Below are 23,367 nucleotides of genomic sequence, written 5' to 3'. Positions count from 1 at the left end.
CTGCGCCCCGGGCGGAGACCCAAGGCTGAACGCCTCGCTCCACGCCCCTGCTGCCAGGGGCAGGGGACCACCAGGCTCCCCGTAATTTCATCTTACAATTCCCCCCCGTGTTACCCCCCCTTCGGGTGAGTCCCGCCGCAGCGTCGCCCCCCTATCCTCGTCGCTCCTGTCCGCTTTCGCACACAACAAGAACAATCTGGCCACACCAGCAGGAGCCACCATGAGTCAAACGTTCGAGACGATCGCGCCGCCCACGACATACTCCCCGGAGTCGACCCGCGCGCTTTACCGCAAGGTGATCTGGCGCCTGCTGCCGTTCCTGGTCATCGCCTACGCAATCAACGCCATCGACCGCCTCAACATCTCCTTCGCCAAGCTGCGCATGGCCGAAGACATCGCCCTGAGCGAGGCCGCCTACGGCATCGGCGCGGGCATCTTCTACCTGGGCTACATCCTCTTCGAGGTTCCCAGCAACCTGTACATGCAGCGTGCCGGCGCCCGCGCCACGCTGACGCGGATCATGGTGCTGTGGGGCATGGTCACCGTCGCCACCGCCTTCGTCACCACCGCCAACCAGTTGATCGTCGCGCGGTTCTTCCTGGGGGTCGCCGAGGCCGGGTTCTTCCCTGGCGTCATTCTCTATCTCACCTATTGGTTCCCCACCGAACTGCGCGGCCGGATCACGGCAGTGTTCGTCATGTCGGCGATGGTCGCCGGGATCGTCAGCGGTCCCCTGGCCGGCTGGATCATGACCCACTTCCACGGCTGGATGGGCCTGCGCGACTGGCAGGTGCTGTTCGTCCTCGAAGGCATCCCCGCCGCGCTGCTGGGCGTGTTCGGCTGGTACTGGCTGGCGGACCGCCCGCGCGACGCGAAATGGCTGAACGAGGAGGAGAAATCCCGCCTGGAGGCCGCACTGGCCACCGAACCCGCGAAGGCCGGCGACCACGGCCGCTTCCTCGATGTGCTGCGCGACCCTCGGGTGTACATCGCCGGCCTGGTGTTCTTCTGCGTCTACAGCGGCTCGAACACGGTGTCGTACTGGATGCCGACGCTGATCCGCGGCTTCGGCGTGGAAGACCTCAAGTCCATCGGGCTGCTCGCCAGCCTGCCGTACGCGCTGGGCATCGTCGGCATGTACCTGCTCGGCCGTAGCTCGGACAAGCACCAGGAACGCCGCTGGCACGTCGGCGCCACGATGCTGGTGAGCGCCGCATGCTTCTTCCTGCTCGGCTTCGCCCAGGGGAACCTGATGCTCTCGGTGGCGCTGATGACCCTGGGGGCGGCGACGGCGATGTCCGCCCTTTCACTGTTCTGGACCATTCCCCCCGCCCTGCTCACCCCGGCACGGGCGGCGGGCGGCATCGCCGTGATCAGCAGTATCGGCGGCGTGGCCGGCGTGATCAGCCAAATCGTGGTCGGCGCGATCAAGACCGCTACCGGCAACCTGTACCTGGCCTTCGACGTGATCGGCGTGGTCCTGATAATCGGTGCGTTGATCCTGCTGATCGGCATTCCGACGCAGCAACTGCGCAAACGTCCGCACTGACCCACGCCACAGCAAAAGGCCCCGTATCGACGGGGCCTTTTCGTAACGAGCCTTCTAGAACTCGGCGCCGCGCCGGTAGCGCTCCTCCAGCTCCAGCGCGGCGCGGTACGCCCGGGCCTCCCGCTCACTGTGGAAGATGCCGACCAGCAGGCCCTCCTGATGCACATCCCAGCAACGCCCGCCGTGGGCGCGGAATTCGCGGGATTTATGGTCGTCGTCACGCTCGGTCACGGTAATGCTCATGTCTTTTCTTCTCCGGTCTTGCCGTACATCAAGGCAGTTCCAGAATCATTTAATTAGCCAGCTAATTAAATAGCCGCTTCCGAGAAAGACCGTTACGAACATTCGCTCAAACGAGCGTCCCAGAGACGCAAAAGCGCAGCTCGAAGGCTGCGCTCTTGGGGACGAAACCGAACTGGTCAGAACGGAATGTCGTCGTCGAAGCTATCGTAGTCCTGGGCCGGCTGCGGAGCGGGCTGGGACTGCTGCTGCGGGGCCGGACGCGGTGCCTGCTGCGGACGCTGCTGCGGCTCGCGGGGAGCGCGCGGGGCGTCGTCACCACCGGCGCCCGGACGGCCGCCCAGCAGTTGCATGTTGCCGTTGATGTCGACCACGATTTCGGTGGTGTAACGGTCCTGACCGTCCTGGCCCTGCCACTTGCGGGTGCGCAGGCTGCCCTCGACGTAGATCTGCGAACCCTTGCGCACGTACTCGGCGACGATTTCCGCCAGGCGACCGAAGAACACCACGCGGTGCCACTCGGTACGTTCCTGCTGCTGGCCGGTCTGCTTGTCCTTCCAGCTCTCGCTGGTGGCCAGGGTGACGTTGGTCACCGCGTTGCCGTTGGGCATGTAGCGGGTTTCCGGATCGCCACCGACGTTACCGACCAGAATGACTTTGTTAACCCCACGGGCCATGACGCTCTCCTAAAGGCTTCAGCACGTCGCCTGCTCGGCGCCGGCAAGGCGCTCGAGGGACGTGCGATCAACTTGTTGGGAATCCACTTTGACATAAGCGGCCGCTTCTTCAGCGACCACCATCACATCGCTCACACCGGGCAATGCCTTGAAACGCTCGGCCAACGAGGCATCGCGCAGCGCCTCAGCGGAAAGAGGCAGGCGAATGCTCGTTACATACGGCGGTTCACGCATGGTAACAGCAATCGCCAACCAGATGGCAGCCAGCACCGCGCAGCCGATGAACACCCCGTTCAGGCCACCGTGCTGGAACATCCAGCCCCCCAGGATGCCGCCCACCGCGGCACCGAGGAACTGGCTGGTGGAGTACACGCCCATCGCCGTGCCCTTGCCACCGGCGGGCGATACCTTGCTCACCAGCGACGGCAACGAGGCCTCCAGCAGGTTGAAGGCGGTGAAGTAGACGATGATGCCGAACACCAGTTCATGGAGGCTGTCGCCGAACGCCCAGAAGTACAGTTCGCAGAGCATCAGGGTCGCCACCGCGCCGCTGAGCACGCGCTTCATCTGGCGCTTCTTCTCGGCGTAGATGATGAACGGCACCATGCCGAAGAAGCCGACCAGCAGTGCGGTCAGGTACACCCACCAGTGCTGTTCCTTGGGCAGTCCGGCGCGCTCCACCAGAGCCAGCGGCAGGGCCACGAAGCTGGCCATGAGGATGGCGTGCAGGACCAGGATGCCAATGTCCAGGCGCAGCAGTTCGGGATTCTTCAGGGTCGGGATCAGCGACTGCTTGGCCACGCTGGATTCGCGATGCTGCATGCGATGGTCCGGCGTCGGCACGACGAACAGGACGATCAGCATGCCCACCAGCGCCATGCCGGCGGTGAACCAGAACAGGCCGTGCAGGCCGAACCAGTGGGTCAGCACCGGACCCGCGACCATCGCTACGGCGAACGACACCCCGATGCTCATGCCGATCATCGCCATCGCCTTGGTGCGGTGCTGCTCGCGGGTGAGGTCGGAGAGCATCGCCATCACGGCGGCGGAGATCGCTCCGGCGCCCTGCAGCACGCGGCCGGCGATGATGCCCCAGATGGAGTCGGCGTTGGCCGCCAACACGGCGCCGGCGGCGAACACCAGCAGGCCGACGACGATGATCGGCCGGCGGCCGATGCGGTCGGACAGGGTGCCCAGGGGAATCTGCAGGATGGCCTGGGTCAGGCCGTAGGCGCCGATGGCCAGGCCGATCAGCGCCGGGGTCGAACCGGCGAGGTCCTGGCCATAGGTCGCCAGGACCGGCAGGACCATGAACATGCCGAGCATGCGGAACGCGAAGACCAGGGACAGGCCGGCGGCCGCGCGGGTTTCGATGCCACTCATGCGCTCAGTGTGGGAATCGTGCATAGGCCCCTCATGGGAAGACGGATTTGGGGAACGCGCTGAATGGCCCCCGTGACGGCGTGCCCATCCGCTTCGCGGATGGCCGGCTGTCGCCAACGCCGAAAAATAGCCGGGCATTCTACCAGTCCTGCCGCACGCCGGCACACTCGCGCCACTTTGCCGCGCACTCGTGGCCGGCCGTATACTCAGCGGTTTTCGCCCGCCATGCGAGGCCGCAGTGGACAAGATCCTCATCCGTGGGGCACGTACCCACAACCTGAAGAACATCGACCTGACCCTGCCGCGCGACAAACTGATCGTGATCACCGGCCTGTCCGGTTCCGGCAAGTCGTCCCTGGCCTTCGACACCCTCTACGCCGAGGGCCAGCGCCGCTACGTGGAATCCCTGTCGGCCTACGCCCGGCAGTTCCTCTCGATGATGGAAAAGCCCGACGTCGACACCATCGAAGGTCTGTCGCCGGCGATTTCCATCGAACAGAAATCCACTTCCCACAACCCGCGCTCCACCGTCGGCACCATCACCGAGATCTACGACTACCTACGCCTGCTCTATGCGCGCGTGGGTATCCCGCGCTGCCCGGACCACGATATCCCGCTGGAAGCGCAGACCGTCAGCCAGATGGTCGACCAGGTGCTGGCACTGCCCGAAGGCCGCAAGCTGATGCTGCTGGCCCCGGTGATCCGCGAGCGCAAGGGCGAGCACCTGGCGGTGTTCGAGGAGATGCGCGCCCAGGGCTTCGTCCGCGCCCGCGTCGACGGCAAGCTCTACGAGCTGGATGAAGTGCCCAAGCTGGACAAGAAGCTCAAGCACTCCATCGATATCGTGGTCGACCGCTTCAAGGTCCGCGGCGACCTGCAGCAGCGCCTGGCGGAATCCTTCGAAACGGCGATCAACCTGGCCGACGGCATCGCGCTGGTGGCACCGATGGATGACGAGGAAGGCGAAGAGATGATCTTCTCCGCCCGCTTCGCCTGCCCGATCTGTGGCCACTCCATCAGCGAGCTGGAACCCAAGCTGTTCTCCTTCAACAACCCGGCCGGCGCCTGCCCGACCTGCGACGGCCTGGGCGTGAAGCAGTTCTTCGACGCGCGGCGGGTGGTCAACGGCGAGCTGACCCTGGCCGAAGGCGCGATTCGCGGCTGGGACCGGCGCAACGTCTACTACTTCCAGATGCTCGGCTCGCTGGCCGCGCACTTCGGTTTCAGCCTGGAAGAGCCTTTCCAGGACATCGATCCGGATCACCAGAAGTTCATCCTCAACGGCTCGGGCCGCGAGAACGTCGAATTCCGCTACCTCAACGACCGTGGCGACATCGTCAAGCGCGCGCACCCGTTCGAGGGCATCCTGCCGAACCTGGAGCGCCGCTACCGCGAGACCGAGTCGGCCACCGTGCGCGAGGAGCTGGCCAAGTTCCTCAGCACCCAGCCCTGTCCGGACTGCCACGGCACCCGCCTGCGCCGCGAGGCCCGCCATGTGTGGGTGGGCGACAAGACCCTGCCGGCGATCACCTCGATGCCGGTGGGCACCGCCTGCGAGTACGCCGAGAGCCTGACCCTGACCGGCCGCCGCGGCGAGATCGCCTCGAAGATCCTCAAGGAGATCCGCGAGCGCCTGCAGTTCCTGGTCAACGTCGGCCTCGACTACCTGACCCTGGACCGCAGCGCCGACACCCTCTCCGGCGGCGAGGCCCAGCGCATCCGTCTGGCCAGCCAGATCGGCGCCGGCCTGGTGGGCGTCATGTACATCCTCGACGAGCCCTCCATCGGCCTGCACCAGCGCGACAACGAGCGCCTGCTGGGCACCCTCACCCACCTGCGCAACCTGGGCAACACGGTGATCGTGGTCGAGCACGACGAGGACGCCATCCGCCTCGCCGACTATGTCGTCGACATTGGCCCCGGCGCCGGCGTGCACGGCGGGCAGATCGTCGCCGAGGGCACGCCGCAACAGGTCATGGACCATCCGGACTCGGTCACCGGCGCCTATCTGTCCGGCCGCACCAAGATCGTCGTGCCCGCCGAGCGCACCCCGCGCAACAAGAAGCAACTGCTCAAGCTCAAGGGCGCGCGCGGCAACAACCTGCAGAACGTCAACCTGGAAATCCCGGTCGGCCTGTTCACCTGCATCACTGGCGTCTCCGGCTCGGGCAAGTCGACGCTGATCAACAACACCCTGTTCCCGATCACCGCCACCGCGCTCAACGGCGCCACCACCCTGGAAGTCGCGCCCTACGACTCGTTCGACGGCCTGCAGCACCTGGACAAGGTGGTGGACATCGACCAGAGCCCGATCGGCCGCACGCCGCGCTCCAACCCGGCGACCTACACCGGGCTGTTCACGCCGATCCGCGAGCTGTTCGCCAGCGTGCCGGAAGCGCGTTCGCGCGGCTACGGGCCGGGGCGCTTCTCGTTCAACGTCAAGGGCGGCCGCTGCGAGGCCTGCCAGGGCGACGGCGTGATCAAGGTGGAGATGCACTTCCTACCGGACATCTACGTGCCCTGCGACGTCTGCAAGGGCAAGCGCTACAACCGCGAGACCCTGGAAGTCCGCTACAAGGGCAAGAGCATCACCGAAGTGCTGGACATGACCATCGAGGACGCCCGCGCGTTCTTCGACGCCGTGCCGGCCATCGCCCGCAAGCTGCAGACGCTGATGGACGTCGGCCTGTCGTACATCAAGCTCGGCCAGAGCGCGACCACGCTGTCCGGTGGTGAGGCGCAACGGGTGAAGCTGTCCCGCGAGCTGTCCAAGCGCGATACCGGCAAGACCCTGTACATCCTCGACGAGCCGACCACCGGCCTGCACTTCGCGGATATCCAGCAACTGCTCGACGTGCTGCACCGCCTGCGCGACCACGGCAACACCGTGGTGGTCATCGAGCACAACCTGGACGTAATCAAGACCGCCGACTGGCTGGTCGACCTCGGCCCCGAGGGCGGCTCCAAGGGCGGCCAGATCATCGCCACCGGCACGCCGGAGCAGGTCGCGGAATTGGCGGTGTCGCACACCGGGCACTTCCTCAAGCCGCTGCTGGAGCGCGATCGGGCCTGATCCGCACCGGTATGACAAAGCCCCTGCTGCCGAACGGCGCAGGGGCCTTTTTGTAGGGATCTTGTAGGAGCGAGCTTGCTCGCGAACCGCCCCAACATCCGAGCCGCCGAGTAACTCTGTTCGCGAGCAAGCTCGCTCCTACGAAAAGCAAAAGCCCCGGAGCCTGGACGCCGAGGGCTTTGACGAAGCGGAGCTATGAATCAGATCTGCGACTGCAGATAGTTCTCCAGGCCCATCTTCTGGATCAGGCCGAGCTGCTGCTCCAGCCAGTAGGCGTGGTCTTCCTCGGTATCGGTCAGCTGCACGCGCAGGATGTCGCGGGTGACGAAGTCCTTGTGCTTCTCGCACAGGGCGATGCCCTTGGCCAGGGCGGCGCGCACGTGGCGCTCCAGCTTCAGGTCGGCTTCCAGCATCTCCGGCACGGTCTTGCCCGGGTGGATGTCGTCCGGGCGCATGCGCGGGGTGCCTTCGAGCAGCAGGATGCGGCGCAGCAGGGCGTCGGCGTGCTGGGTTTCCTCTTCCATTTCGTGATTGAGGCGCTCGTAGAGCTTGGTGAAGCCCCAGTCCTCGTACATGCGCGAATGGATGAAGTACTGGTCGCGAGCGGCCAGCTCACCGGTCAGCAGCGTGTTGAGATAATCGATAACCTCGGCGTGGCCTTGCATCAGCCTTCTCCCTGGGACGTGACAGCGAATTAAACGGCGCTATGGTCGCGACTGGCCATGACCGGGGTCAAGCACCACAAACGCAACCGCCCTCCGAAGAGGGCGGCAGGTGGAACGGTTTCAGCTTAGTCCAGCTTCAGGCCCAGCGCCTTGGCGACGCCTTCGCCGTAGGCCGGGTCGATGTTGAAGAACAGTGCCAGCTGACGACGCTGGATAGCCTCTGGCACACCCGCCATATCGCCGGCGATGTTCTCGTACAGGCGCTGCCGCTGGGCTTCATCGAACAGGCGGAACAGCGCGGCCGGCTGGCTGTAGTAGTCATCGTCGACGCGATGGTTCCAGTGATCGGCGGTGCCTTCCAGGGTCAGCGGCGGTTCGGAGTAGTCCGGCTGCTCCTGCCACTGGTTGAAGCTGTTCGGCTCGTAGGTGACGGTCATGTCGCCATTGTTGCCGTCCACCCGCATGGCGCCGTCGCGGTGGTAGATGCGCGGATTGTTGCGCGCGGCGTTAACCGGGATCTGGTGGTGGTTCACGCCCAGGCGGTAGCGGTGCGCATCGCCGTAGGAGAACAGGCGCCCCTGGAGCATCTTGTCCGGCGAGAAGCCGATCCCGGGGACGATATTCGCCGGGCTGAAGGCGGACTGCTCGACCTCGGCGAAGTAGTTCGCCGGATTGCGGTTGAGCTCGAAGTAGCCCACCTCGATCAGCGGATAATCACCATGCGGCCAGACCTTGGTCAGGTCGAACGGGTTGTAGCGGTAGGTGGCCGCTTCCTTCTCCGGCATCACCTGCACGTACATCTTCCAGCGCGGGAAGTCGCCGCGCTCGATGGCATCGTACAGGTCACGCTGCGAGCTTTCGCGGTCGGCGCCGACCAGCTTGGCGGCTTCCTCGTTGCTCAGGTTCTCGATGCCCTGCTGGGTCTTGAAGTGGAACTTGACCCAGAAGCGCTCGTTGCTGGCGTTGATGAAGCTGAAGGTGTGGCTGCCGAAGCCGTGGACGTGACGGTAACTGCGCGGCAGGCCGCGATCGCTGAAGTCGATGGTCAGCTGGTGCAGGGCTTCGGGCAGGTGCGAGAAGAAGTCCCACTTCAGGGTCGCGTTGCGCAGGTTGGTGCGCGGATCGCGTTTCACCACGTGGTTCAGGTCGGGGAATTTCAGCGGGTCGCGGAAATAGAAGACCGGGGTGTTGTTGCCGACCAGATCCCAGTTGCCTTCCTCGGTGTAGAACTTCATGGCGAAGCCACGGATGTCGCGCTCGGCATCCGCCGCGCCACGCTCGCCGGCCACGGTGGAGAAACGCAGGAACAGCGGAGTCTGCTTGCCGACCTGGGAGAACAGCTTGGCGCGGCTGTAGCGGGTGATGTCATGGGTGACGGTGAAGGTGCCGTAGGCCGCCGAGCCCTTGGCGTGCATGCGGCGCTCAGGGATCACTTCGCGGTCGAAGTGCGCCAGTTTCTCCAGGAACCAGACGTCCTGCAGCAGCATCGGCCCCCGCGGGCCGGCGGTCTGGACGTTCTGGTTATCGGCGACCGGCGCTCCTGCAGCGGTCGTCAGGTGGGTGTTGTCGCTCATCGTTACTCTCCTCAACGGCGGGGTGTTCGAAGGCCGGCGAATCACGAAAGCTGTGAGCGCGGCCCGACATCCCAATCGGACAATTAAGCGCCTCCACCGGCATTGCGGCTGTTGATCCAGCTCAGCAAGCAGTAGAAGTCGGCGTCGTTAAGGATCGGTGACAAGGGATGGATCAGCCAATTTATTGATTCGAGCTGATCGATAGAGAAAAACTTTTCTATAGGCAATAAAAAACCGGGCACAGGGCCCGGTTTCTTATAAGGCGTGAACCTTACTCTGCAGCTTCTACTGCCTGGCCGCCAACAGCGCGGTCAATCAGTTCGACGTATGCCATAGGGGCATTGTCGCCAGCGCGGAAGCCGCACTTCAGGATGCGCAGGTAGCCGCCCGGACGGTTGGCGTAGCGCTTGCCCAGTTCGTTGAACAGCTTGCCTACGGCTTCTTTCGAACGGGTACGGTCGAAAGCGAGACGACGGTTGGCAACGCTATCCACTTTAGCCAGGGTGATCAGCGGCTCGGCAACGCGACGCAGTTCCTTGGCCTTGGGCAGGGTGGTTTTGATCAGTTCGTGTTCGAAGAGCGACACAGCCATGTTCTGGAACATAGCCTTGCGGTGCGCGCTGGTGCGGCTCAGGTGACGACCACTTTTACGATGGCGCATGGTTCAATTCCTTTCCAAACTTTACGTTCGGTAGCTACGACGATCAGGCAGTAGCCTTGTCGTCTTTCTTGAGACTTGCCGGCGGCCAGTTGTCGAGGCGCATACCGAGGGACAGACCGCGAGAGGCCAGAACGTCCTTGATTTCGGTCAGGGACTTCTTGCCCAGGTTCGGCGTTTTGAGCAGCTCTACTTCGGTGCGCTGAATCAGGTCACCGATGTAGTAGATGTTCTCTGCCTTCAGGCAGTTGGCCGAACGGACGGTCAGCTCAAGGTCATCGACCGGACGCAGCAGGATCGGATCGATCTCGTCTTCCTGCTCTTCAACGACGGGCTCGCTGTCGCCTTTGAGGTCCACGAACGCTGCCAGCTGCTGTTGCAGGATGGTAGCGGCGCGACGGATAGCCTCTTCAGGATCCAGGGTGCCGTTGGTTTCCAGATCGAGGACCAGCTTGTCCAGGTTGGTACGCTGTTCGACACGGGCGTTCTCGACCACGTAGGCAACACGACGCACGGGGCTGAACGAGGCGTCGAGCTGCAGACGGCCGATGCTACGGCTTTCGTCTTCATCGCTCGAACGGGCATCAGCCGGCTCGTAGCCACGGCCACGAGCGACTTTCAGCTTCATGTTCAGCGCGCCGTTATCGGCCAGGTGGGCGATAACATGGTCACCGTTGACGATCTCGACATCATGATCCAGCTGAATATCGGCAGCGGTCACCACACCCGAGCCCTTTTTCGCCAGGGTCAGCGTCACTTCGTCACGACCGTGCAGCTTGATGGCCAGGCCTTTCAGGTTGAGCAGGATCTCGATGACATCTTCCTGCACACCCTCGATGGCGGAGTACTCGTGGAGTACGCCGTCGATCTCGGCCTCGACTACTGCACAGCCAGGCATGGAGGACAACAGGATGCGACGCAGCGCGTTGCCCAGGGTATGGCCGAAACCACGCTCGAGAGGCTCGAGGGTGATCTTGGCGCGGGTTTGGCTGACCACCTGCACATCGATGTGGCGGGGGGTCAGGAACTCATTTACCGAACTCTGCATGGATGCACCTATTTTCTAGCCCTTACTTGGAGTAGAGCTCGACAATCAGGTTTTCGTTGATGTCGGCGGACAGATCGGCACGAGCCGGGACACTTTTGAAGGTGCCAGCTTTCTTGTCGGTGTCCACTTCGACCCACTCAACGCGACCGCGCTGGGCGCACAGGTCCAGAGCTTGGGCGATACGCAGCTGGTTCTTCGACTTCTCGCGAACAGCAACGACGTCGCCTGCCTTGACCTGGTAGGACGGGATATTCACGGTCTGACCGTTGACGCTGATGGTCTTGTGGGACACCAGCTGACGGGATTCGGAACGAGTGGAACCGAAGCCCATACGGTAGACGACGTTGTCCAGACGGCACTCGAGCAGCTGCAGCAGGTTCTCACCCGTGGAGCCCTTGCGGCGGGACGCTTCCTGATAGTAGCCACGGAACTGACGCTCCAGAACGCCGTAGATGCGGCGCACTTTCTGCTTCTCGCGCAGCTGCAGACCGTAGTCGGACAGGCGACCACGGCGCTGGCCGTGCTGGCCAGGAACTTGTTCTGCTTTGCACTTCGAGTCGAGGGCGCGAACACCGCTCTTCAGGAACAGATCAGTGCCTTCGCGGCGGGACAGTTTGCACTTGGGACCAATGTAACGAGCCATTTCTCACTGTCTCCTATTACACGCGACGCTTTTTCGGCGGACGGCAGCCGTTGTGCGGGATCGGGGTTACGTCGGTGATGCTGGCGATCTTGTAACCGCAGGCATTCAGCGCACGTACAGCCGACTCGCGGCCCGGGCCCGGGCCCTTGACGTTGACGTCGAGGTTCTTCAGACCGTATTCCAGAGCAGCCTGGCCGGCACGCTCGGCCGCTACCTGGGCAGCGAACGGGGTGCTCTTACGCGAGCCGCGGAAACCCGAACCACCGGAGGTGGCCCAGGACAGAGCGTTGCCCTGACGGTCGGTGATGGTAACGATGGTGTTGTTGAAGGATGCGTGGATATGCGCGATCCCGTCGACCACCGTCTTTTTGACTTTCTTACGAGGACGAGCAGCAGGTTTTGCCATGACTAAATTCCTAAGCGATTACTTGCGGATCGGCTTACGCGGGCCCTTACGGGTGCGCGCGTTGGTCTTGGTACGCTGACCGCGAACCGGCAGACCGCGACGATGACGCAGACCGCGGTAGCAACCGAGGTCCATCAGACGCTTGATGTTCATGTTGATTTCGCGACGCAGGTCACCTTCGGTGGTCAGCTTGCCCACCTCGGTACGCAGCGAATCAATCTGCTCTTCGCTCAGGTCCTTGATCTTTGCAGCCGGGCTGATGCCGGTGGCTGCACAGATACTCTGTGCGGTAGTGCGACCGACACCATAGATGTAGGTCAGCGAGATAACAGTGTGCTTGTTATCCGGAATGTTTACGCCTGCAATACGGGCCATTCAGAAAAACTCCAATTGACAGCTACCCGGCGCCCAGGAAGCCAAGAAAGGGCGCGGATATTAGCGCTGTAAAAACAAATAATCAACCCGGCAGCACACTAGCTGCCGGGTTATAACGCGTGGTTCACACTCAGCCTTGGCGCTGCTTGTGACGCGGCTCCGCGCTGCAGATCACACGAACGACGCCTTCGCGACGGATGATCTTGCAGTTACGGCACAGCTTCTTTACCGATGCACGAACTTTCATCAGTGACTCCTCGAACCTTACGGGTCAGCGCAGCAGGCCGCTGCCATAGCCCTTCAGGTTGGCTTTCTTCATGAGGGATTCGTACTGGTGAGAAACGAGGTGCGATTGTACTTGGGCCATAAAGTCCATCACAACCACGACCACGATCAGCAACGAGGTCCCGCCAAGGTAGAACGGTACGTGGGCAGCTACGACCAGGAACTGGGGCAGCAGGCACACGGCCGTCATGTACAGGGCACCGAACATGGTCAAACGGGTCAGCACGCCATCGATGTAGCGAGCAGACTGTTCACCCGGACGAATACCCGGAATAAATGCACCGGACTTCTTGAGGTTTTCCGCCACGTCCTTCGGGTTGAACATCAGCGCTGTGTAGAAGAAGCAGAAGAAAATGATCCCTGCACTAAACAGCAGAATGTTCAGCGGCTGACCAGGCGCGATCGCTTGCGCGACGTCCTGCAGCCAACCCAGGCCTTCCGACTGACCGAACCAGGCACCCAGGGATGCCGGGAACAGCAGGATGCTGCTGGCGAAGATCGCGGGAATTACACCCGCCATGTTCACTTTCAGCGGCAGATGGCTGGTCTGGGCGGCAAACACCTTGCGACCTTGCTGGCGCTTGGCGTAATGCACGGCGATACGACGCTGACCACGCTCGATGAACACCACGAACGCGATGATCGCAACGGCCAGCAGGCCGATGGCGATCAGGGCGAAGATGTTGATGTCACCTTGACGCGCGGACTCGAAGGACTGGCCGATTGCTCGGGGCAGGCCTGCGACGATACCGGAGAAGATCAACATGGAGATGCCGTTGCCGACACCTCGCTCGGTGATCTGCTCACCCAGCCACATCATGAACAGCGCACCCGCCACGAAGGTGGTGACCGACACGAAGTAGAAGCCGAAGTCGTTGGAGAAGGCCACGCCCTGGCTACCCAGACCAATGGACATGCCAATGGCCTGGACGAGCGCCAGGACGAGAGTTGCGTAGCGGGTGTACTGGCTGATCTTGCGACGCCCAGACTCACCCTCTTTCTTCAACTGCTCCAGCTGCGGGCTGATCGCGGTCATGAGCTGCATGATGATCGACGCCGAGATGTACGGCATGATCCCCAGTGCAAAGATACTCATGCGCTCCAGCGCGCCGCCGGAAAACATGTTGAAGAGGCTAAGAATGGTCCCCTCGTTCTGCCGGAACAGTGCCGCCAAGCGATCGGGGTTGATGCCCGGAACTGGGATATGCGCGCCGATCCGATAGACGATGATCGCCAGGAACAGGAAACGCAGACGTGCCCAGAGCTCGGACAAACCACCACCGTTGCTCAGCGCAGAGAGAGCACCTTGCTTAGCCATTTAGTCCTCGATTTTGCCGCCAGCTGCTTCGATAGCCGCACGAGCGCCCTTGGTGGCGCCGATGCCTTTCAGGGTGACTGCGCGAGTAACGTCGCCCGACAGCATGACTTTCACACGCTGTACGTTCTGGTTAATCACGTTGGCATCCTTCAGGGCCTGCACGGTTACGACATCACCCTCGACCTTGGCCAGCTCGGAGGTACGCACTTCTGCGCGATCCAGGGCCTTCAGCGAGTTGAAGCCGAACTTCGGCAGACGGCGATGCAGCGGCTGCTGACCACCCTCGAAGCCCGGAGCGATGGAACCACCGGAGCGGGAGGTCTGACCTTTGTGACCACGGCCACCGGTCTTGCCCAGACCGCTACCGATGCCACGGCCCGGACGGTGCTTTTCGCGACGGGCACCCGGCGCGGAACGCAGATCGTTCAGTTGCATGGATTAACCCTCCACACGCAGCAGGTAGTAGGCCTTGTTGATCATGCCGCGGTTTTCAGGAGTGTCCTGAACTTCGACGGTATGATTGATGCGACGCAGGCCCAGGCCTTTGACGCAAGCCTTGTGATTGGCCAGACGGCCGTTCAGGCTCTTGATCAGGGTAACTTTGACAGTTGCCATGGTTAGAGAATCTCCTCGACGCTCTTGCCACGCTTGGCCGCTACCGACTCAGGGGACTGCATGTTCTTCAGGCCCTTGAAGGTTGCGTAGACCACGTTCACCGGATTGGTGGAGCCGTAGCACTTCGCCAGAACGTTCTGCACACCAGCCACTTCCAGGACAGCACGCATGGCGCCGCCGGCGATGATGCCGGTACCTTCGGAAGCCGGCTGCATGTACACCTTGGAGGCGCCATGAGCGGACTTGGTCGGGTACTGCAGAGTGGTGCCGTTCAGATCGACCTGGATCATGTTGCGGCGAGCAGCTTCCATTGCCTTCTGGATAGCAGCCGGCACTTCACGCGCCTTGCCACGACCGAAGCCAACACGGCCCTTGCCATCGCCAACCACGGTCAGCGCGGTGAAGGCGAAGATACGGCCACCTTTTACGGTTTTGGCGACGCGGTTAACTTGAACCAGCTTCTCGATGTAGCCTTCGTCGCGCTTTTGATCGTTGTTTGCCATAACTTAGAACTCCAGACCGCCTTCGCGAGCGGCATCAGCCAGGGCCTTGATGCGACCGTGGTACTTGAAGCCAGAACGGTCGAACGCCACCTGAGTGACGCCGGCAGCCTTGGCGCGTTCCGCGACCAGTTGACCAACTTTCTTGGCTGCGTCGATGTTGCCGGTGGCAGCTTCGCGCAATTCCTTGTCCAGGGTCGAGGCGCTGGCCAGGACCTTGCCGCCGTCGGCTGCAATGACCTGGGCGTAGATGTGCTGGGAGGAGCGGTACACACAGAGGCGTACGGCTTCCAGTTCGCGCATCTTCAGGCGTGCCTTGCGAGCGCGGCGCAGACGGGTTTCTTTCTTGACGCTCATTTGCTATGCCCTACTTCTTCTTGGCTTCTTTACGAAGGACGACTTCGTCGGCGTAACGCACGCCCTTGCCTTTGTACGGCTCCGGCGGACGGAAGTCGCGGATTTCCGCGGCAACCTGGCCAACCAGCTGCTTGTCGATACCCTTGATCAGGATGTCGGTCTGGCTGGGGGTTTCCGCGACGATGCCGGCAGGCAGTTCGTAATCAACCGGGTGGGAGAAGCCGAGAGCCAGGGACAGCACTTGGCCTTTGGCCTGCGCCTTGTAACCAACGCCGACCAGCTGGAGCTTGCGCTCGAAGCCCTGGCTGACGCCGATTACCATGTTGTTGACCAGAGCACGGGTGGTACCGGCCATGGCACGGGTCTGCTGGTCGCCGTTACGCGCAGCGAAACGCAGCTCACCGTTGTCCTGAATGACTTCGACGGACGGATGTACTTTCAGCTCGAGAGCGCCCTTGGCACCCTTGATCGAAAGTTCCTGACCAGCCAGCTTGATTTCAACGCCGGCGGGCAGAATGACGGGGTTCTTAGCAACGCGAGACATGCTGATTCCCCTTAGAACACAGTGCAGAGCACTTCGCCACCAACGCCAGCGGCACGGGCAGCACGATCAGTCATCACACCTTTGTTGGTGGAGACGATCGAAACGCCCAGGCCGCCGCGAACTTTCGGCAGCTGGTCTACGGATTTGTACTGGCGCAGGCCAGGACGGCTGATTCGCTTCACTTCCTCGATGACAGGCTTGCCTTCGAAGTACTTCAGCTCGATGGACAGCAGAGGCTTGGCCTCGGCGGTCACTTGGAAATCCGCAATATAGCCTTCGTCCTTGAGGACTTTGGCGACTGCCGCTTTCAGCTTGGAAGACGGCATGCTCACGACGGTCTTCTCAGCCATCTGGGCATTACGGATGCGAGTTAGCATGTCTGCTAACGGGTCCTGCATACTCATGGGCTTAATGCTCCTGATACAAAAGATAAGCCTTCAACTTCATAACTCGCCCTCAAAACGCCGGACGAACTAAAACCCGGACTCGGGGGAGCCGGGTATTCTAGAGATCGCTCAAAAACGAATCAAGCCCCATGAAGGGGCTTGGTTCGTTAGGCGATCAACGGAGCCGTTGCCGACTCCGCTTACGACTTACCAGCTGGCTTTCACCAGGCCCGGCACGTCGCCGCGCATTGCAGCTTCACGCAGCTTGTTACGGCTGAGGCCGAACTTGCGGTAGAAGCCGTGCGGACGACCGGTCAGACGGCAACGGTTACGCAGGCGGCTGGCGCTCGCGTCACGCGGTTGCTTCTGCAGGGCGACCTGCGCATTCCAACGCTCTTCCGCGGAGGAGTTCGGATTAGCGATGATCGCTTTCAGCTCGGCACGCTTTTGAGCGTACTTGGCTACCGTGCGCTGACGCTTCAGCTCACGGTTCTTCATGCTCTCTTTAGCCATGGTCCTACTCCAATCAGTTGCGGAACGGGAAGTTGAAGGCGCGCAGCAGGGCACGACCTTCATCATCCGAACGAGCGGTGGTGGTCAGAGTGATATCCATACCGCGGAGGGCATCGATCTTGTCGTAATCGATTTCCGGGAAGATGATCTGCTCTTTGACACCCATGCTGTAGTTGCCACGACCGTCGAAGGACTTGGCGTTCAGACCACGGAAGTCACGAACGCGCGGCAGGGAGATCGACAGCAGACGGTCCAGGAACTCGTACATGCGATCGCCACGCAGGGTGACTTTCACACCGATCGGCCAGCCTTCACGGATCTTGAAGCCGGCGATGGACTTACGAGCGTAAGTCACGATCGGCTTCTGACCCGCGATCTTTTCCAGATCGGCAACGGCGCTCTCGATGACTTTCTTGTCACCGACAGCTTCGCCAAGACCCATGTTCAGGGTGATTTTGGTAACGCGCGGAACTTCCATCACGTTCGCCAGCTGAAGCTCTTGCTTCAGCTTGGGAGCGATTTCCTTCCGATAAATTTCTTTCAATCGTGCCATGGTGATCTACCTAGCTCCCTCAAGCCTGAACCGGTTTCTGGGTCGACTTGAAGACACGAATCTTCTTACCGTCTTCGACCTTGAAGCCAACGCGGTCAGCCTTGTTGGTTTCAGCGTTGAAGATGGCGACGTTGGAGACGTGCAGAGGCGCCTCCTTCTCGACGATCCCGCCTTGCTGGTTGAGCATGGGGTTGGGCTTGGTGTGGCGCTTGATCAGGTTCACACCGCCAACGACCAGACGGTCGTCAGCGAGAACTTTCAGCACCTTGCCACGCTTGCCCTTGTCCTTGCCGGCAATGACGATGACTTCGTCGTCACGACGAATTTTTTGCATGACGGCTACTCCTTACAGCACTTCAGGGGCAAGGGAGACGATCTTCATGAACTTCTCGGTACGAAGTTCACGAGTCACCGGCCCGAAGATACGGGTGCCGATCGGCTCCTGCTTGTTATTCAGCAGGACGGCGGCGTTGCCGTCGAAGCGAATGATGGAACCGTCGGTACGACGTACGCCGTGCTTGGTGCGAACGACCACGGCAGTCATTACCTGGCCCTTCTTCACCTTGCCACGCGGAATCGCTTCCTTGACGGTGACCTTGATGATGTCGCCAATGCCGGCGTAACGGCGGTGGGAACCGCCGAGTACCTTGATGCACATTACGCGACGCGCGCCGCTGTTGTCAGCGACATCGAGCATGGATTGAGTCTGAATCATCTTCTATCTCCGACCCTTAGACTTCAACCGCGCGCTCGACGACATCAACCAGGGTCCAGGCCTTGGTCTTGGCCAGCGGACGGGTTTCGCGGATGGTGACCAGGTCACCAACGCGGCACTGATTGGTTTCGTCGTGGGCGTGCAGTTTGGTCGAACGCTTCACGTATTTGCCGTAGATCGGGTGCTTAACACGACGCTCGATCAGTACGGTGACGGTCTTGTCCATCTTGTCGCTGACGACGCGGCCAGTCAGCGTACGGACGGTGTTCTGAGCTTCAGCCATGATTACTTACCTGCTTGCTGGTTGAGCACAGTTTTAACGCGAGCGATATCGCGCTTCACTTGCGAGAGCAGGTGAGACTGCCCCAACTGGCCAGTTGCCTTCTGCATGCGCAGATTGAACTGGTCGCGCAGCAGGCCGAGCAGTTGCTCGTTCAGCTGCTCAACGGATTTTTCACGAAGTTCATTCGCTTTCATCACATCACCGTCCGCTTAACAAAGGAGGTGGCGAGCGGCAGCTTTGCAGCAGCCAGGGCGAATGCCTCACGCGCCAGCTCTTCGGATACACCCTCGATCTCGTACAGGACCTTGCCCGGTTGAATCTGGGCCACCCAGTACTCGACGCCGCCCTTACCTTTACCCATACGTACTTCCAGGGGCTTCTTGGTAACAGGCTTGTCGGGGAATACGCGAATCCAGATCTTGCCGCCACGTTTTACGTGACGGGTCAGCGCACGACGTGCGGACTCGATCTGACGCGCGGTGAGACGGCCACGGCTGGTTGCCTTGAGGGCGAACTCGCCGAAGCTGACTTTGGAACCGCGATGAGCCAGGCCACGGTTGTGACCGGTCATTTGCTTGCGGAACTTCGTACGCTTAGGTTGCAGCATTTGCGTACTCCTTACTTAGCAGCTTTTTTACGAGGAGCGGGCGCTACAGGCTTCAGCTCTTCCTGGCGGCCACCAATGACCTCGCCCTTGAAGATCCAAACCTTCACACCGATCACACCGTAGGTGGTGTGCGCTTCGTAGGTTGCATAGTCGATGTCGGCGCGCAGGGTGTGCAGGGGCACACGACCTTCGCGATACCACTCGGTACGAGCGATTTCAGCGCCGCCCAGACGACCGCTTACCTGGATCTTGATGCCTTTGGCACCAATGCGCATGGCGTTCTGTACAGCGCGCTTCATGGCGCGACGGAACATGACGCGACGCTCCAGCTGCTGAGCTACGCTCTGCGCAACCAGCATACCGTCGAGTTCCGGCTTGCGGATCTCTTCGATGTTGATGTGCACCGGCACACCCATTTGCTTGGTCAGGTCCTGACGCAGCTTCTCAACATCTTCACCTTTCTTGCCGATCACGATGCCGGGACGAGCGGTGTGGATGGTGATGCGTGCAGTCTGAGCCGGACGATGGATATCGATACGGCTTACGGACGCGCTTTTTAGTTTGTCTTGGAGATACTCACGTACCTTCAGGTCGGCGAACAGATAATCGGCGTAAGTGCGCTTATCTGCGTACCAAACGGAGGTGTGCTCCTTGACGATACCCAGGCGGATGCCATTGGGATGTACTTTCTGACCCATCTGATCGACTCCGTTACTTGTCCGCAACCTTGACAGTGATATGGCAAGACCGCTTGACGATGCGATCAGCACGGCCTTTGGCACGCGGCATGATGCGCTTGAGCGAACGACCTTCGTTGACGAAGACGGTGGAGACCTTCAGGTCGTCCACATCGGCGCCTTCGTTGTGCTCGGCGTTGGCAACGGCCGACTCCAGCACTTTCTTCATGATCTCGGCGGCTTTCTTGTTGCTGAAAGCCAGGAGGTTGAGCGCATCGCCCACCTTCTTCCCGCGGATCTGGTCGGCGACCAAGCGGGCTTTCTGGGCGGAGATACGAGCGCCCGAGAGCTTAGCGGCTACTTCCATCTTCCTTACCCCTTAACGCTTGGCTTTCTTGTCCGCAGCGTGCCCACGATAAGTGCGGGTAGCAGCGAACTCGCCGAGTTTGTGACCGACCATGTCTTCGTTGACCAGAACGGGCACGTGTTGACGGCCGTTGTGGACAGCGATGGTCAGACCAACCATGTGCGGCAGGATCATCGAACGGCGCGACCAGGTCTTGATCGGCTTGCGGTCGTTCTTTTCCACCGCCACTTCGATCTTCTTCAGCAGGTGAAGATCGATAAAAGGACCTTTTTTCAGAGAACGTGGCACTGTCGTATCCCTCTATTTACTTGCGGCGACGGACGATCATGTTGTCGGTACGCTTGTTCGCGCGAGTCTTCTTACCCTTGGTCTGAAGACCCCACGGCGATACCGGATGACGACCAGCAGAGGTACGACCTTCACCACCACCATGCGGGTGGTCGACCGGGTTCATGGCAACACCACGAACGGTCGGGCGAACGCCACGCCAGCGCTTGGCACCGGCTTTACCCAGCGAACGCAGGCTGTGCTCGGAGTTCGAGACTTCGCCCAGGGTCGCACGGCAGTCAGCCAGGACTTTGCGCATCTCACCGGAACGCAGACGCACGGTTACGTAGGCACCTTCACGGGCAACCAGCTGAGCCGAAGCGCCAGCGGAGCGAGCGACCTGAGCGCCCTTGCCAGGCTTCAGTTCGATACCGTGGATGGTGCTACCCACCGGGATGTTGCGCAGCGGCATGTTGTTGCCAGCCTTGATCGGAGCGCCGATACCGGAGATCAGTTGATCGCCAGCCACCACGCCTTTGGGGGCGATGATGTAGCGACGCTCGCCGTCCGCGTATTTCAGCAGAGCGATGTGAGCAGTACGGTTCGGATCGTATTCGACGCGTTCAACGATGGCGGGAATGCCATCCTTGTTGCGACGGAAGTCGACCAGACGATAGTGCTGCTTGTGACCACCACCGATATGACGGGTGGTGATACGACCGTTGTTGTTACGGCCGCCCGACTTGGACTTCTTCTCGAGCAGGGGAGCGAACGGAGCACCTTTGTGCAGGTCCTGGTTCACTACCTTGACGACGAAACGACGACCAGCGGAAGTCGGTTTGCATTTAACGATTGCCATGATGCACCCCTTTACTCAGCGCCAGCTGCGAAATCGAGATCCTGGCCCGGCTGGAGAGCGATGTACGCTTTTTTCCAGTCGTTACGCTTGCCCAGGCCGCGAACGGTACGCTTGGTCTTGCCCTGAACGTTCAGGGTGGTGACGCGACGCACTTTCACGCCGAACAGGCTTTCTACGGCCTTCTTGATTTCCAGCTTGGTTGCATCAGTGGCAACCTTGAAAACGAATTGGCTGTTGCCGTCCGCCAGGCCAGTGGCCTTCTCGGAGATATGCGGGCCCAGCAGCACTTTGAATACGCGTTCCTGGTTCATGCCAGCAGCTCCTCGAACTTCTTCACGGCAGACACGGTGACCAGCACCTTGTCGTAGGCGATGAGGCTGACCGGATCGGAACCCTGGACGTCACGTACATCGACGTGGGCCAGGTTGCGAGCTGCCAGGTACAGGTTCTCATCGACGCCTTCGGTGACGATCAGTACATCTTTCAGGCCCAGGCCTTCCAGCTTGCTGACCAGACCCTTGGTCTTCGGTGCGTCGACAGCGAAGTCGGCAACGACAACCAGACGGTCCAGACGAACCAGCTCAGAGAGGATGGAGCGCAGAGCTGCGCGGTACATCTTCTTGTTGAGCTTCTGGGAGTGATCCTGGGGCTTGGCCGCGAAGGTCGCGCCGCCGCCACGCCAGATGGGGCTACGGATGGTGCCAGCACGAGCACGACCGGTGCCCTTCTGACGCCACGGCTTCTTGCCACCACCGGAGACTTCGGAACGAGTCTTCTGAGCCTTGGTGCCCTGACGACCGCCAGCCATGTAGGCGACGACTGCCTGGTGAACCAGGGTCTCGTTGAATTCGCTGCCAAAGGTACGCTCGGAAACTTCGATCGCCTGAGCGCCATTTACATTCAGTTGCATCTCAGCTTCCTCTCTTAACCGCGAGCCTTGGCTGCCGGACGCACCAGCACATCACCACCGGTAGCGCCGGGAACGGCACCTTTGACCAGCAGCAGATTGCGCTCTGCATCGACACGTACGACTTCCAGGGATTGAACGGTTACACGCTCAGCACCCATGTGGCCGGACATTTTCTTGCCCTTGAACACTCGACCAGGAGTCTGGCACTGGCCGATGGAACCCGGGACGCGGTGGGAAACGGAGTTACCGTGGGTATTGTCTTGACCACGGAAGTTCCAGCGCTTGATGGTACCGGCAAAGCCTTTACCCTTGGACTCACCGGTCACATCGACCAGCTGGCCAGCCTGGAACAGCTCGACGGTGATTGCATCACCGGCGTTGTAGGCTTCCTCGCCCAGACGGAATTCCCACACGCCGCGACCGGCGGCGACATTCGCCTTGGCAAAGTGACCGGCTTGCGCCTTGCTCACACGGGAAGCACGACGCTCGCCGACAGTCACCTGGACCGCACGGTAGCCATCGCTTTCTTCGTTCTTGAATTGGGTGACGCGATTCGGCTCGACCTCAATGACCGTGACCGGAATGGAGACACCATCTTCGGTGAAAATGCGGGTCATGCCGCACTTACGACCGACAACACCAATTGTCATCTTTAGAACCTCTTTAGTGTACGGGGCTTTCACCCGCTATGGCCGCCCATTTCAGAGCGTTACACGACCAATGCCGAAGGCATTAGCCGAGGCTGATCTGTACTTCGACGCCAGCAGCAAGGTCGAGCTTCATCAGCGCGTCGACGGTTTTGTCGGTCGGCTGAACGATGTCGAGAACACGCTTGTGGGTACGAATTTCGTACTGGTCACGAGCGTCCTTGTTGACGTGCGGGGAAATCAGCACGGTGTAACGTTCCTTGCGGGTCGGCAGAGGAATCGGACCACGCACCTGAGCGCCAGTACGTTTCGCGGTTTCCACGATTTCCTGGGTAGATTGGTCGATCAGGCGATGGTCAAAAGCCTTCAACCGAATACGGATTTGTTGATTTTGCATTTGACCTCAGACTCCAAGTTGCCATTCCCAACGGACGGACTCCGCCCGTTAAAAGGAGGCGCAATTGTACGGATGCACCTTGGGGGTGTCAATATTTAACCAACTCAACGAAAAAGGGACCCCAAGGGGTCCCTTTTTCTGGAGCGGATCAGCGATTACTCGATGATCTTGGCAACCACGCCGGCACCAACGGTACGACCGCCTTCGCGAATCGCGAAGCGCAGGCCGTCTTCCATGGCGATCGGAGCGATCAGGGTGACAACCATCTTAACGTTG

The 23,367-nt window shown here is 61.1% G+C and carries 36 protein-coding genes; 2 read left to right on the top strand and 34 right to left on the bottom strand.

The window, feature by feature from the left end; translation table 11 throughout:
* The first annotated feature begins 220 nt into the window (after window positions 1-220).
* Window positions 221-1,549, top strand: coding sequence for an MFS transporter (locus ACYCAX_RS14875; protein ID WP_294981190.1), 1,329 nt, complete (start codon window positions 221-223; stop codon window positions 1,547-1,549).
* A 54-nt stretch (window positions 1,550-1,603) separates the two neighbouring features.
* Here ACYCAX_RS14875 and ACYCAX_RS14870 read toward each other — a convergent pair whose 3' ends face one another.
* The 3 genes from ACYCAX_RS14870 to ACYCAX_RS14860 all read right to left on the bottom strand — a co-directional run bounded on the left by ACYCAX_RS14870 (window position 1,604) and on the right by ACYCAX_RS14860 (window position 3,873).
* Window positions 1,604-1,792: a hypothetical protein gene (locus ACYCAX_RS14870; protein WP_015475355.1), complete on the bottom strand. Its 189-nt coding sequence runs from the start codon at window positions 1,790-1,792 to the stop codon at window positions 1,604-1,606.
* Window positions 1,793-1,968: 176 nt separating this feature from the next.
* Window positions 1,969-2,466: a single-stranded DNA-binding protein gene (gene ssb / locus ACYCAX_RS14865; RefSeq protein ID WP_015475345.1), complete on the bottom strand. Its 498-nt coding sequence runs from the start codon at window positions 2,464-2,466 to the stop codon at window positions 1,969-1,971.
* 18 nt (window positions 2,467-2,484) lie between these two features.
* Window positions 2,485-3,873, bottom strand: a complete 1,389-nt coding sequence (locus ACYCAX_RS14860; RefSeq protein ID WP_015475344.1) for an MFS transporter — start codon at window positions 3,871-3,873, stop codon at window positions 2,485-2,487.
* A 214-nt stretch (window positions 3,874-4,087) separates the two neighbouring features.
* Between ACYCAX_RS14860 and uvrA the strand changes: the two genes are divergently transcribed.
* Window positions 4,088-6,922 carry an excinuclease ABC subunit UvrA gene (gene uvrA, locus ACYCAX_RS14855; protein ID WP_460248312.1) on the top strand — a complete coding sequence of 945 codons (2,835 nt, stop codon included), beginning with the start codon at window positions 4,088-4,090 and terminating at the stop codon, window positions 6,920-6,922.
* 200 nt (window positions 6,923-7,122) lie between these two features.
* Here uvrA and bfr read toward each other — a convergent pair whose 3' ends face one another.
* From bfr to ACYCAX_RS14700, 31 genes are all read right to left on the bottom strand, one after another.
* Window positions 7,123-7,587, bottom strand: a complete 465-nt coding sequence (gene bfr, locus ACYCAX_RS14850; RefSeq protein WP_015475340.1) for a bacterioferritin — start codon at window positions 7,585-7,587, stop codon at window positions 7,123-7,125.
* A gap of 125 nt (window positions 7,588-7,712) precedes the next feature.
* The gene (gene katA / locus ACYCAX_RS14845) at window positions 7,713-9,161 is read right to left on the bottom strand and encodes a catalase KatA (RefSeq protein ID WP_460248311.1); all 1,449 of its coding nucleotides are present in this window, start codon (window positions 9,159-9,161) and stop codon (window positions 7,713-7,715) included.
* 271 nt (window positions 9,162-9,432) lie between these two features.
* Window positions 9,433-9,822, bottom strand: a complete 390-nt coding sequence (rplQ, locus tag ACYCAX_RS14840; protein ID WP_015475338.1) for a 50S ribosomal protein L17 — start codon at window positions 9,820-9,822, stop codon at window positions 9,433-9,435.
* Window positions 9,823-9,865: 43 nt separating this feature from the next.
* Window positions 9,866-10,867: a DNA-directed RNA polymerase subunit alpha gene (locus ACYCAX_RS14835; protein WP_009617182.1), complete on the bottom strand. Its 1,002-nt coding sequence runs from the start codon at window positions 10,865-10,867 to the stop codon at window positions 9,866-9,868.
* A gap of 22 nt (window positions 10,868-10,889) precedes the next feature.
* Window positions 10,890-11,510, bottom strand: a complete 621-nt coding sequence (gene rpsD, locus ACYCAX_RS14830; protein WP_015475337.1) for a 30S ribosomal protein S4 — start codon at window positions 11,508-11,510, stop codon at window positions 10,890-10,892.
* Window positions 11,511-11,526: 16 nt separating this feature from the next.
* Window positions 11,527-11,916, bottom strand: a complete 390-nt coding sequence (rpsK, locus tag ACYCAX_RS14825) for a 30S ribosomal protein S11 (protein WP_003093689.1) — start codon at window positions 11,914-11,916, stop codon at window positions 11,527-11,529.
* Between the two features lie 18 nt (window positions 11,917-11,934).
* Window positions 11,935-12,291 (bottom strand): 30S ribosomal protein S13, encoded by a 357-nt coding sequence (gene rpsM / locus ACYCAX_RS14820; RefSeq protein WP_015475336.1) that lies wholly within the window; start codon window positions 12,289-12,291, stop codon window positions 11,935-11,937.
* A gap of 130 nt (window positions 12,292-12,421) precedes the next feature.
* The gene (gene rpmJ / locus ACYCAX_RS14815; protein ID WP_002555468.1) at window positions 12,422-12,538 is read right to left on the bottom strand and encodes a 50S ribosomal protein L36; all 117 of its coding nucleotides are present in this window, start codon (window positions 12,536-12,538) and stop codon (window positions 12,422-12,424) included.
* Window positions 12,539-12,562: 24 nt separating this feature from the next.
* On the bottom strand, window positions 12,563-13,894 hold the full coding sequence (secY, locus tag ACYCAX_RS14810; protein WP_015475335.1) for a preprotein translocase subunit SecY: 1,332 nt from the start codon (window positions 13,892-13,894) through the stop codon (window positions 12,563-12,565).
* The gene (rplO, locus tag ACYCAX_RS14805; protein ID WP_015475334.1) at window positions 13,895-14,329 is read right to left on the bottom strand and encodes a 50S ribosomal protein L15; all 435 of its coding nucleotides are present in this window, start codon (window positions 14,327-14,329) and stop codon (window positions 13,895-13,897) included.
* A 3-nt stretch (window positions 14,330-14,332) separates the two neighbouring features.
* Window positions 14,333-14,509 (bottom strand): 50S ribosomal protein L30, encoded by a 177-nt coding sequence (gene rpmD, locus ACYCAX_RS14800; RefSeq protein ID WP_009617174.1) that lies wholly within the window; start codon window positions 14,507-14,509, stop codon window positions 14,333-14,335.
* Window positions 14,510-14,511: 2 nt separating this feature from the next.
* Window positions 14,512-15,012, bottom strand: coding sequence for a 30S ribosomal protein S5 (rpsE, locus tag ACYCAX_RS14795; protein WP_009617173.1), 501 nt, complete (start codon window positions 15,010-15,012; stop codon window positions 14,512-14,514).
* Between the two features lie 3 nt (window positions 15,013-15,015).
* On the bottom strand, window positions 15,016-15,366 hold the full coding sequence (rplR, locus tag ACYCAX_RS14790; protein WP_015475333.1) for a 50S ribosomal protein L18: 351 nt from the start codon (window positions 15,364-15,366) through the stop codon (window positions 15,016-15,018).
* A 10-nt stretch (window positions 15,367-15,376) separates the two neighbouring features.
* Window positions 15,377-15,910 (bottom strand): 50S ribosomal protein L6, encoded by a 534-nt coding sequence (gene rplF / locus ACYCAX_RS14785; RefSeq protein WP_015475332.1) that lies wholly within the window; start codon window positions 15,908-15,910, stop codon window positions 15,377-15,379.
* A gap of 11 nt (window positions 15,911-15,921) precedes the next feature.
* Window positions 15,922-16,314, bottom strand: a complete 393-nt coding sequence (gene rpsH, locus ACYCAX_RS14780) for a 30S ribosomal protein S8 (protein WP_015475331.1) — start codon at window positions 16,312-16,314, stop codon at window positions 15,922-15,924.
* A gap of 189 nt (window positions 16,315-16,503) precedes the next feature.
* A complete protein-coding gene (gene rpsN / locus ACYCAX_RS14775; RefSeq protein WP_015475330.1) occupies window positions 16,504-16,809 on the bottom strand; it encodes a 30S ribosomal protein S14 in 306 nt (101 codons plus the stop codon).
* Window positions 16,810-16,822: 13 nt separating this feature from the next.
* Window positions 16,823-17,362, bottom strand: coding sequence for a 50S ribosomal protein L5 (rplE, locus tag ACYCAX_RS14770; RefSeq protein ID WP_015475329.1), 540 nt, complete (start codon window positions 17,360-17,362; stop codon window positions 16,823-16,825).
* 19 nt (window positions 17,363-17,381) lie between these two features.
* The gene (rplX, locus tag ACYCAX_RS14765; protein ID WP_015475328.1) at window positions 17,382-17,696 is read right to left on the bottom strand and encodes a 50S ribosomal protein L24; all 315 of its coding nucleotides are present in this window, start codon (window positions 17,694-17,696) and stop codon (window positions 17,382-17,384) included.
* A gap of 12 nt (window positions 17,697-17,708) precedes the next feature.
* Window positions 17,709-18,077, bottom strand: a complete 369-nt coding sequence (gene rplN, locus ACYCAX_RS14760) for a 50S ribosomal protein L14 (protein WP_003093714.1) — start codon at window positions 18,075-18,077, stop codon at window positions 17,709-17,711.
* Between the two features lie 16 nt (window positions 18,078-18,093).
* The gene (rpsQ, locus tag ACYCAX_RS14755) at window positions 18,094-18,360 is read right to left on the bottom strand and encodes a 30S ribosomal protein S17 (RefSeq protein WP_015475327.1); all 267 of its coding nucleotides are present in this window, start codon (window positions 18,358-18,360) and stop codon (window positions 18,094-18,096) included.
* Between the two features lie 2 nt (window positions 18,361-18,362).
* The gene (gene rpmC, locus ACYCAX_RS14750) at window positions 18,363-18,554 is read right to left on the bottom strand and encodes a 50S ribosomal protein L29 (protein ID WP_003093720.1); all 192 of its coding nucleotides are present in this window, start codon (window positions 18,552-18,554) and stop codon (window positions 18,363-18,365) included.
* Complete coding sequence (gene rplP / locus ACYCAX_RS14745) at window positions 18,554-18,967, bottom strand: 50S ribosomal protein L16 (RefSeq protein ID WP_009617163.1); 414 nt, start codon at window positions 18,965-18,967, stop codon at window positions 18,554-18,556. Before rplP ends, rpmC begins: the two co-directional genes overlap by 1 nt.
* Window positions 18,968-18,978: 11 nt before the next feature.
* The gene (rpsC, locus tag ACYCAX_RS14740; RefSeq protein WP_015475326.1) at window positions 18,979-19,665 is read right to left on the bottom strand and encodes a 30S ribosomal protein S3; all 687 of its coding nucleotides are present in this window, start codon (window positions 19,663-19,665) and stop codon (window positions 18,979-18,981) included.
* Window positions 19,666-19,678: 13 nt separating this feature from the next.
* Entirely contained in the window at window positions 19,679-20,011 is a 333-nt protein-coding gene (gene rplV / locus ACYCAX_RS14735; protein WP_015475325.1) for a 50S ribosomal protein L22, read from the bottom strand.
* Between the two features lie 12 nt (window positions 20,012-20,023).
* On the bottom strand, window positions 20,024-20,299 hold the full coding sequence (rpsS, locus tag ACYCAX_RS14730) for a 30S ribosomal protein S19 (protein WP_015475324.1): 276 nt from the start codon (window positions 20,297-20,299) through the stop codon (window positions 20,024-20,026).
* 16 nt (window positions 20,300-20,315) lie between these two features.
* Entirely contained in the window at window positions 20,316-21,137 is an 822-nt protein-coding gene (gene rplB / locus ACYCAX_RS14725; protein WP_015475323.1) for a 50S ribosomal protein L2, read from the bottom strand.
* An 11-nt stretch (window positions 21,138-21,148) separates the two neighbouring features.
* On the bottom strand, window positions 21,149-21,448 hold the full coding sequence (gene rplW, locus ACYCAX_RS14720) for a 50S ribosomal protein L23 (protein ID WP_015475322.1): 300 nt from the start codon (window positions 21,446-21,448) through the stop codon (window positions 21,149-21,151).
* Window positions 21,445-22,047: a 50S ribosomal protein L4 gene (gene rplD, locus ACYCAX_RS14715; RefSeq protein ID WP_015475321.1), complete on the bottom strand. Its 603-nt coding sequence runs from the start codon at window positions 22,045-22,047 to the stop codon at window positions 21,445-21,447. Before rplD ends, rplW begins: the two co-directional genes overlap by 4 nt.
* Window positions 22,048-22,061: 14 nt before the next feature.
* Complete coding sequence (rplC, locus tag ACYCAX_RS14710; RefSeq protein ID WP_015475320.1) at window positions 22,062-22,697, bottom strand: 50S ribosomal protein L3; 636 nt, start codon at window positions 22,695-22,697, stop codon at window positions 22,062-22,064.
* Between the two features lie 82 nt (window positions 22,698-22,779).
* Window positions 22,780-23,091 carry a 30S ribosomal protein S10 gene (gene rpsJ, locus ACYCAX_RS14705; protein ID WP_003243886.1) on the bottom strand — a complete coding sequence of 104 codons (312 nt, stop codon included), beginning with the start codon at window positions 23,089-23,091 and terminating at the stop codon, window positions 22,780-22,782.
* Between the two features lie 155 nt (window positions 23,092-23,246).
* Window positions 23,247-23,367: EF-Tu C-terminal domain-related protein (locus ACYCAX_RS14700; protein WP_456085452.1), on the bottom strand; the 121-nt coding region annotated here is incomplete at its 5' end.

Source organism: Pseudomonas sp. MT3 (assembly GCF_054720805.1).
The sequence above is the reverse complement of the archived record's forward strand: the minus strand, read 5'-3'. Positions and strand labels throughout refer to the sequence as shown.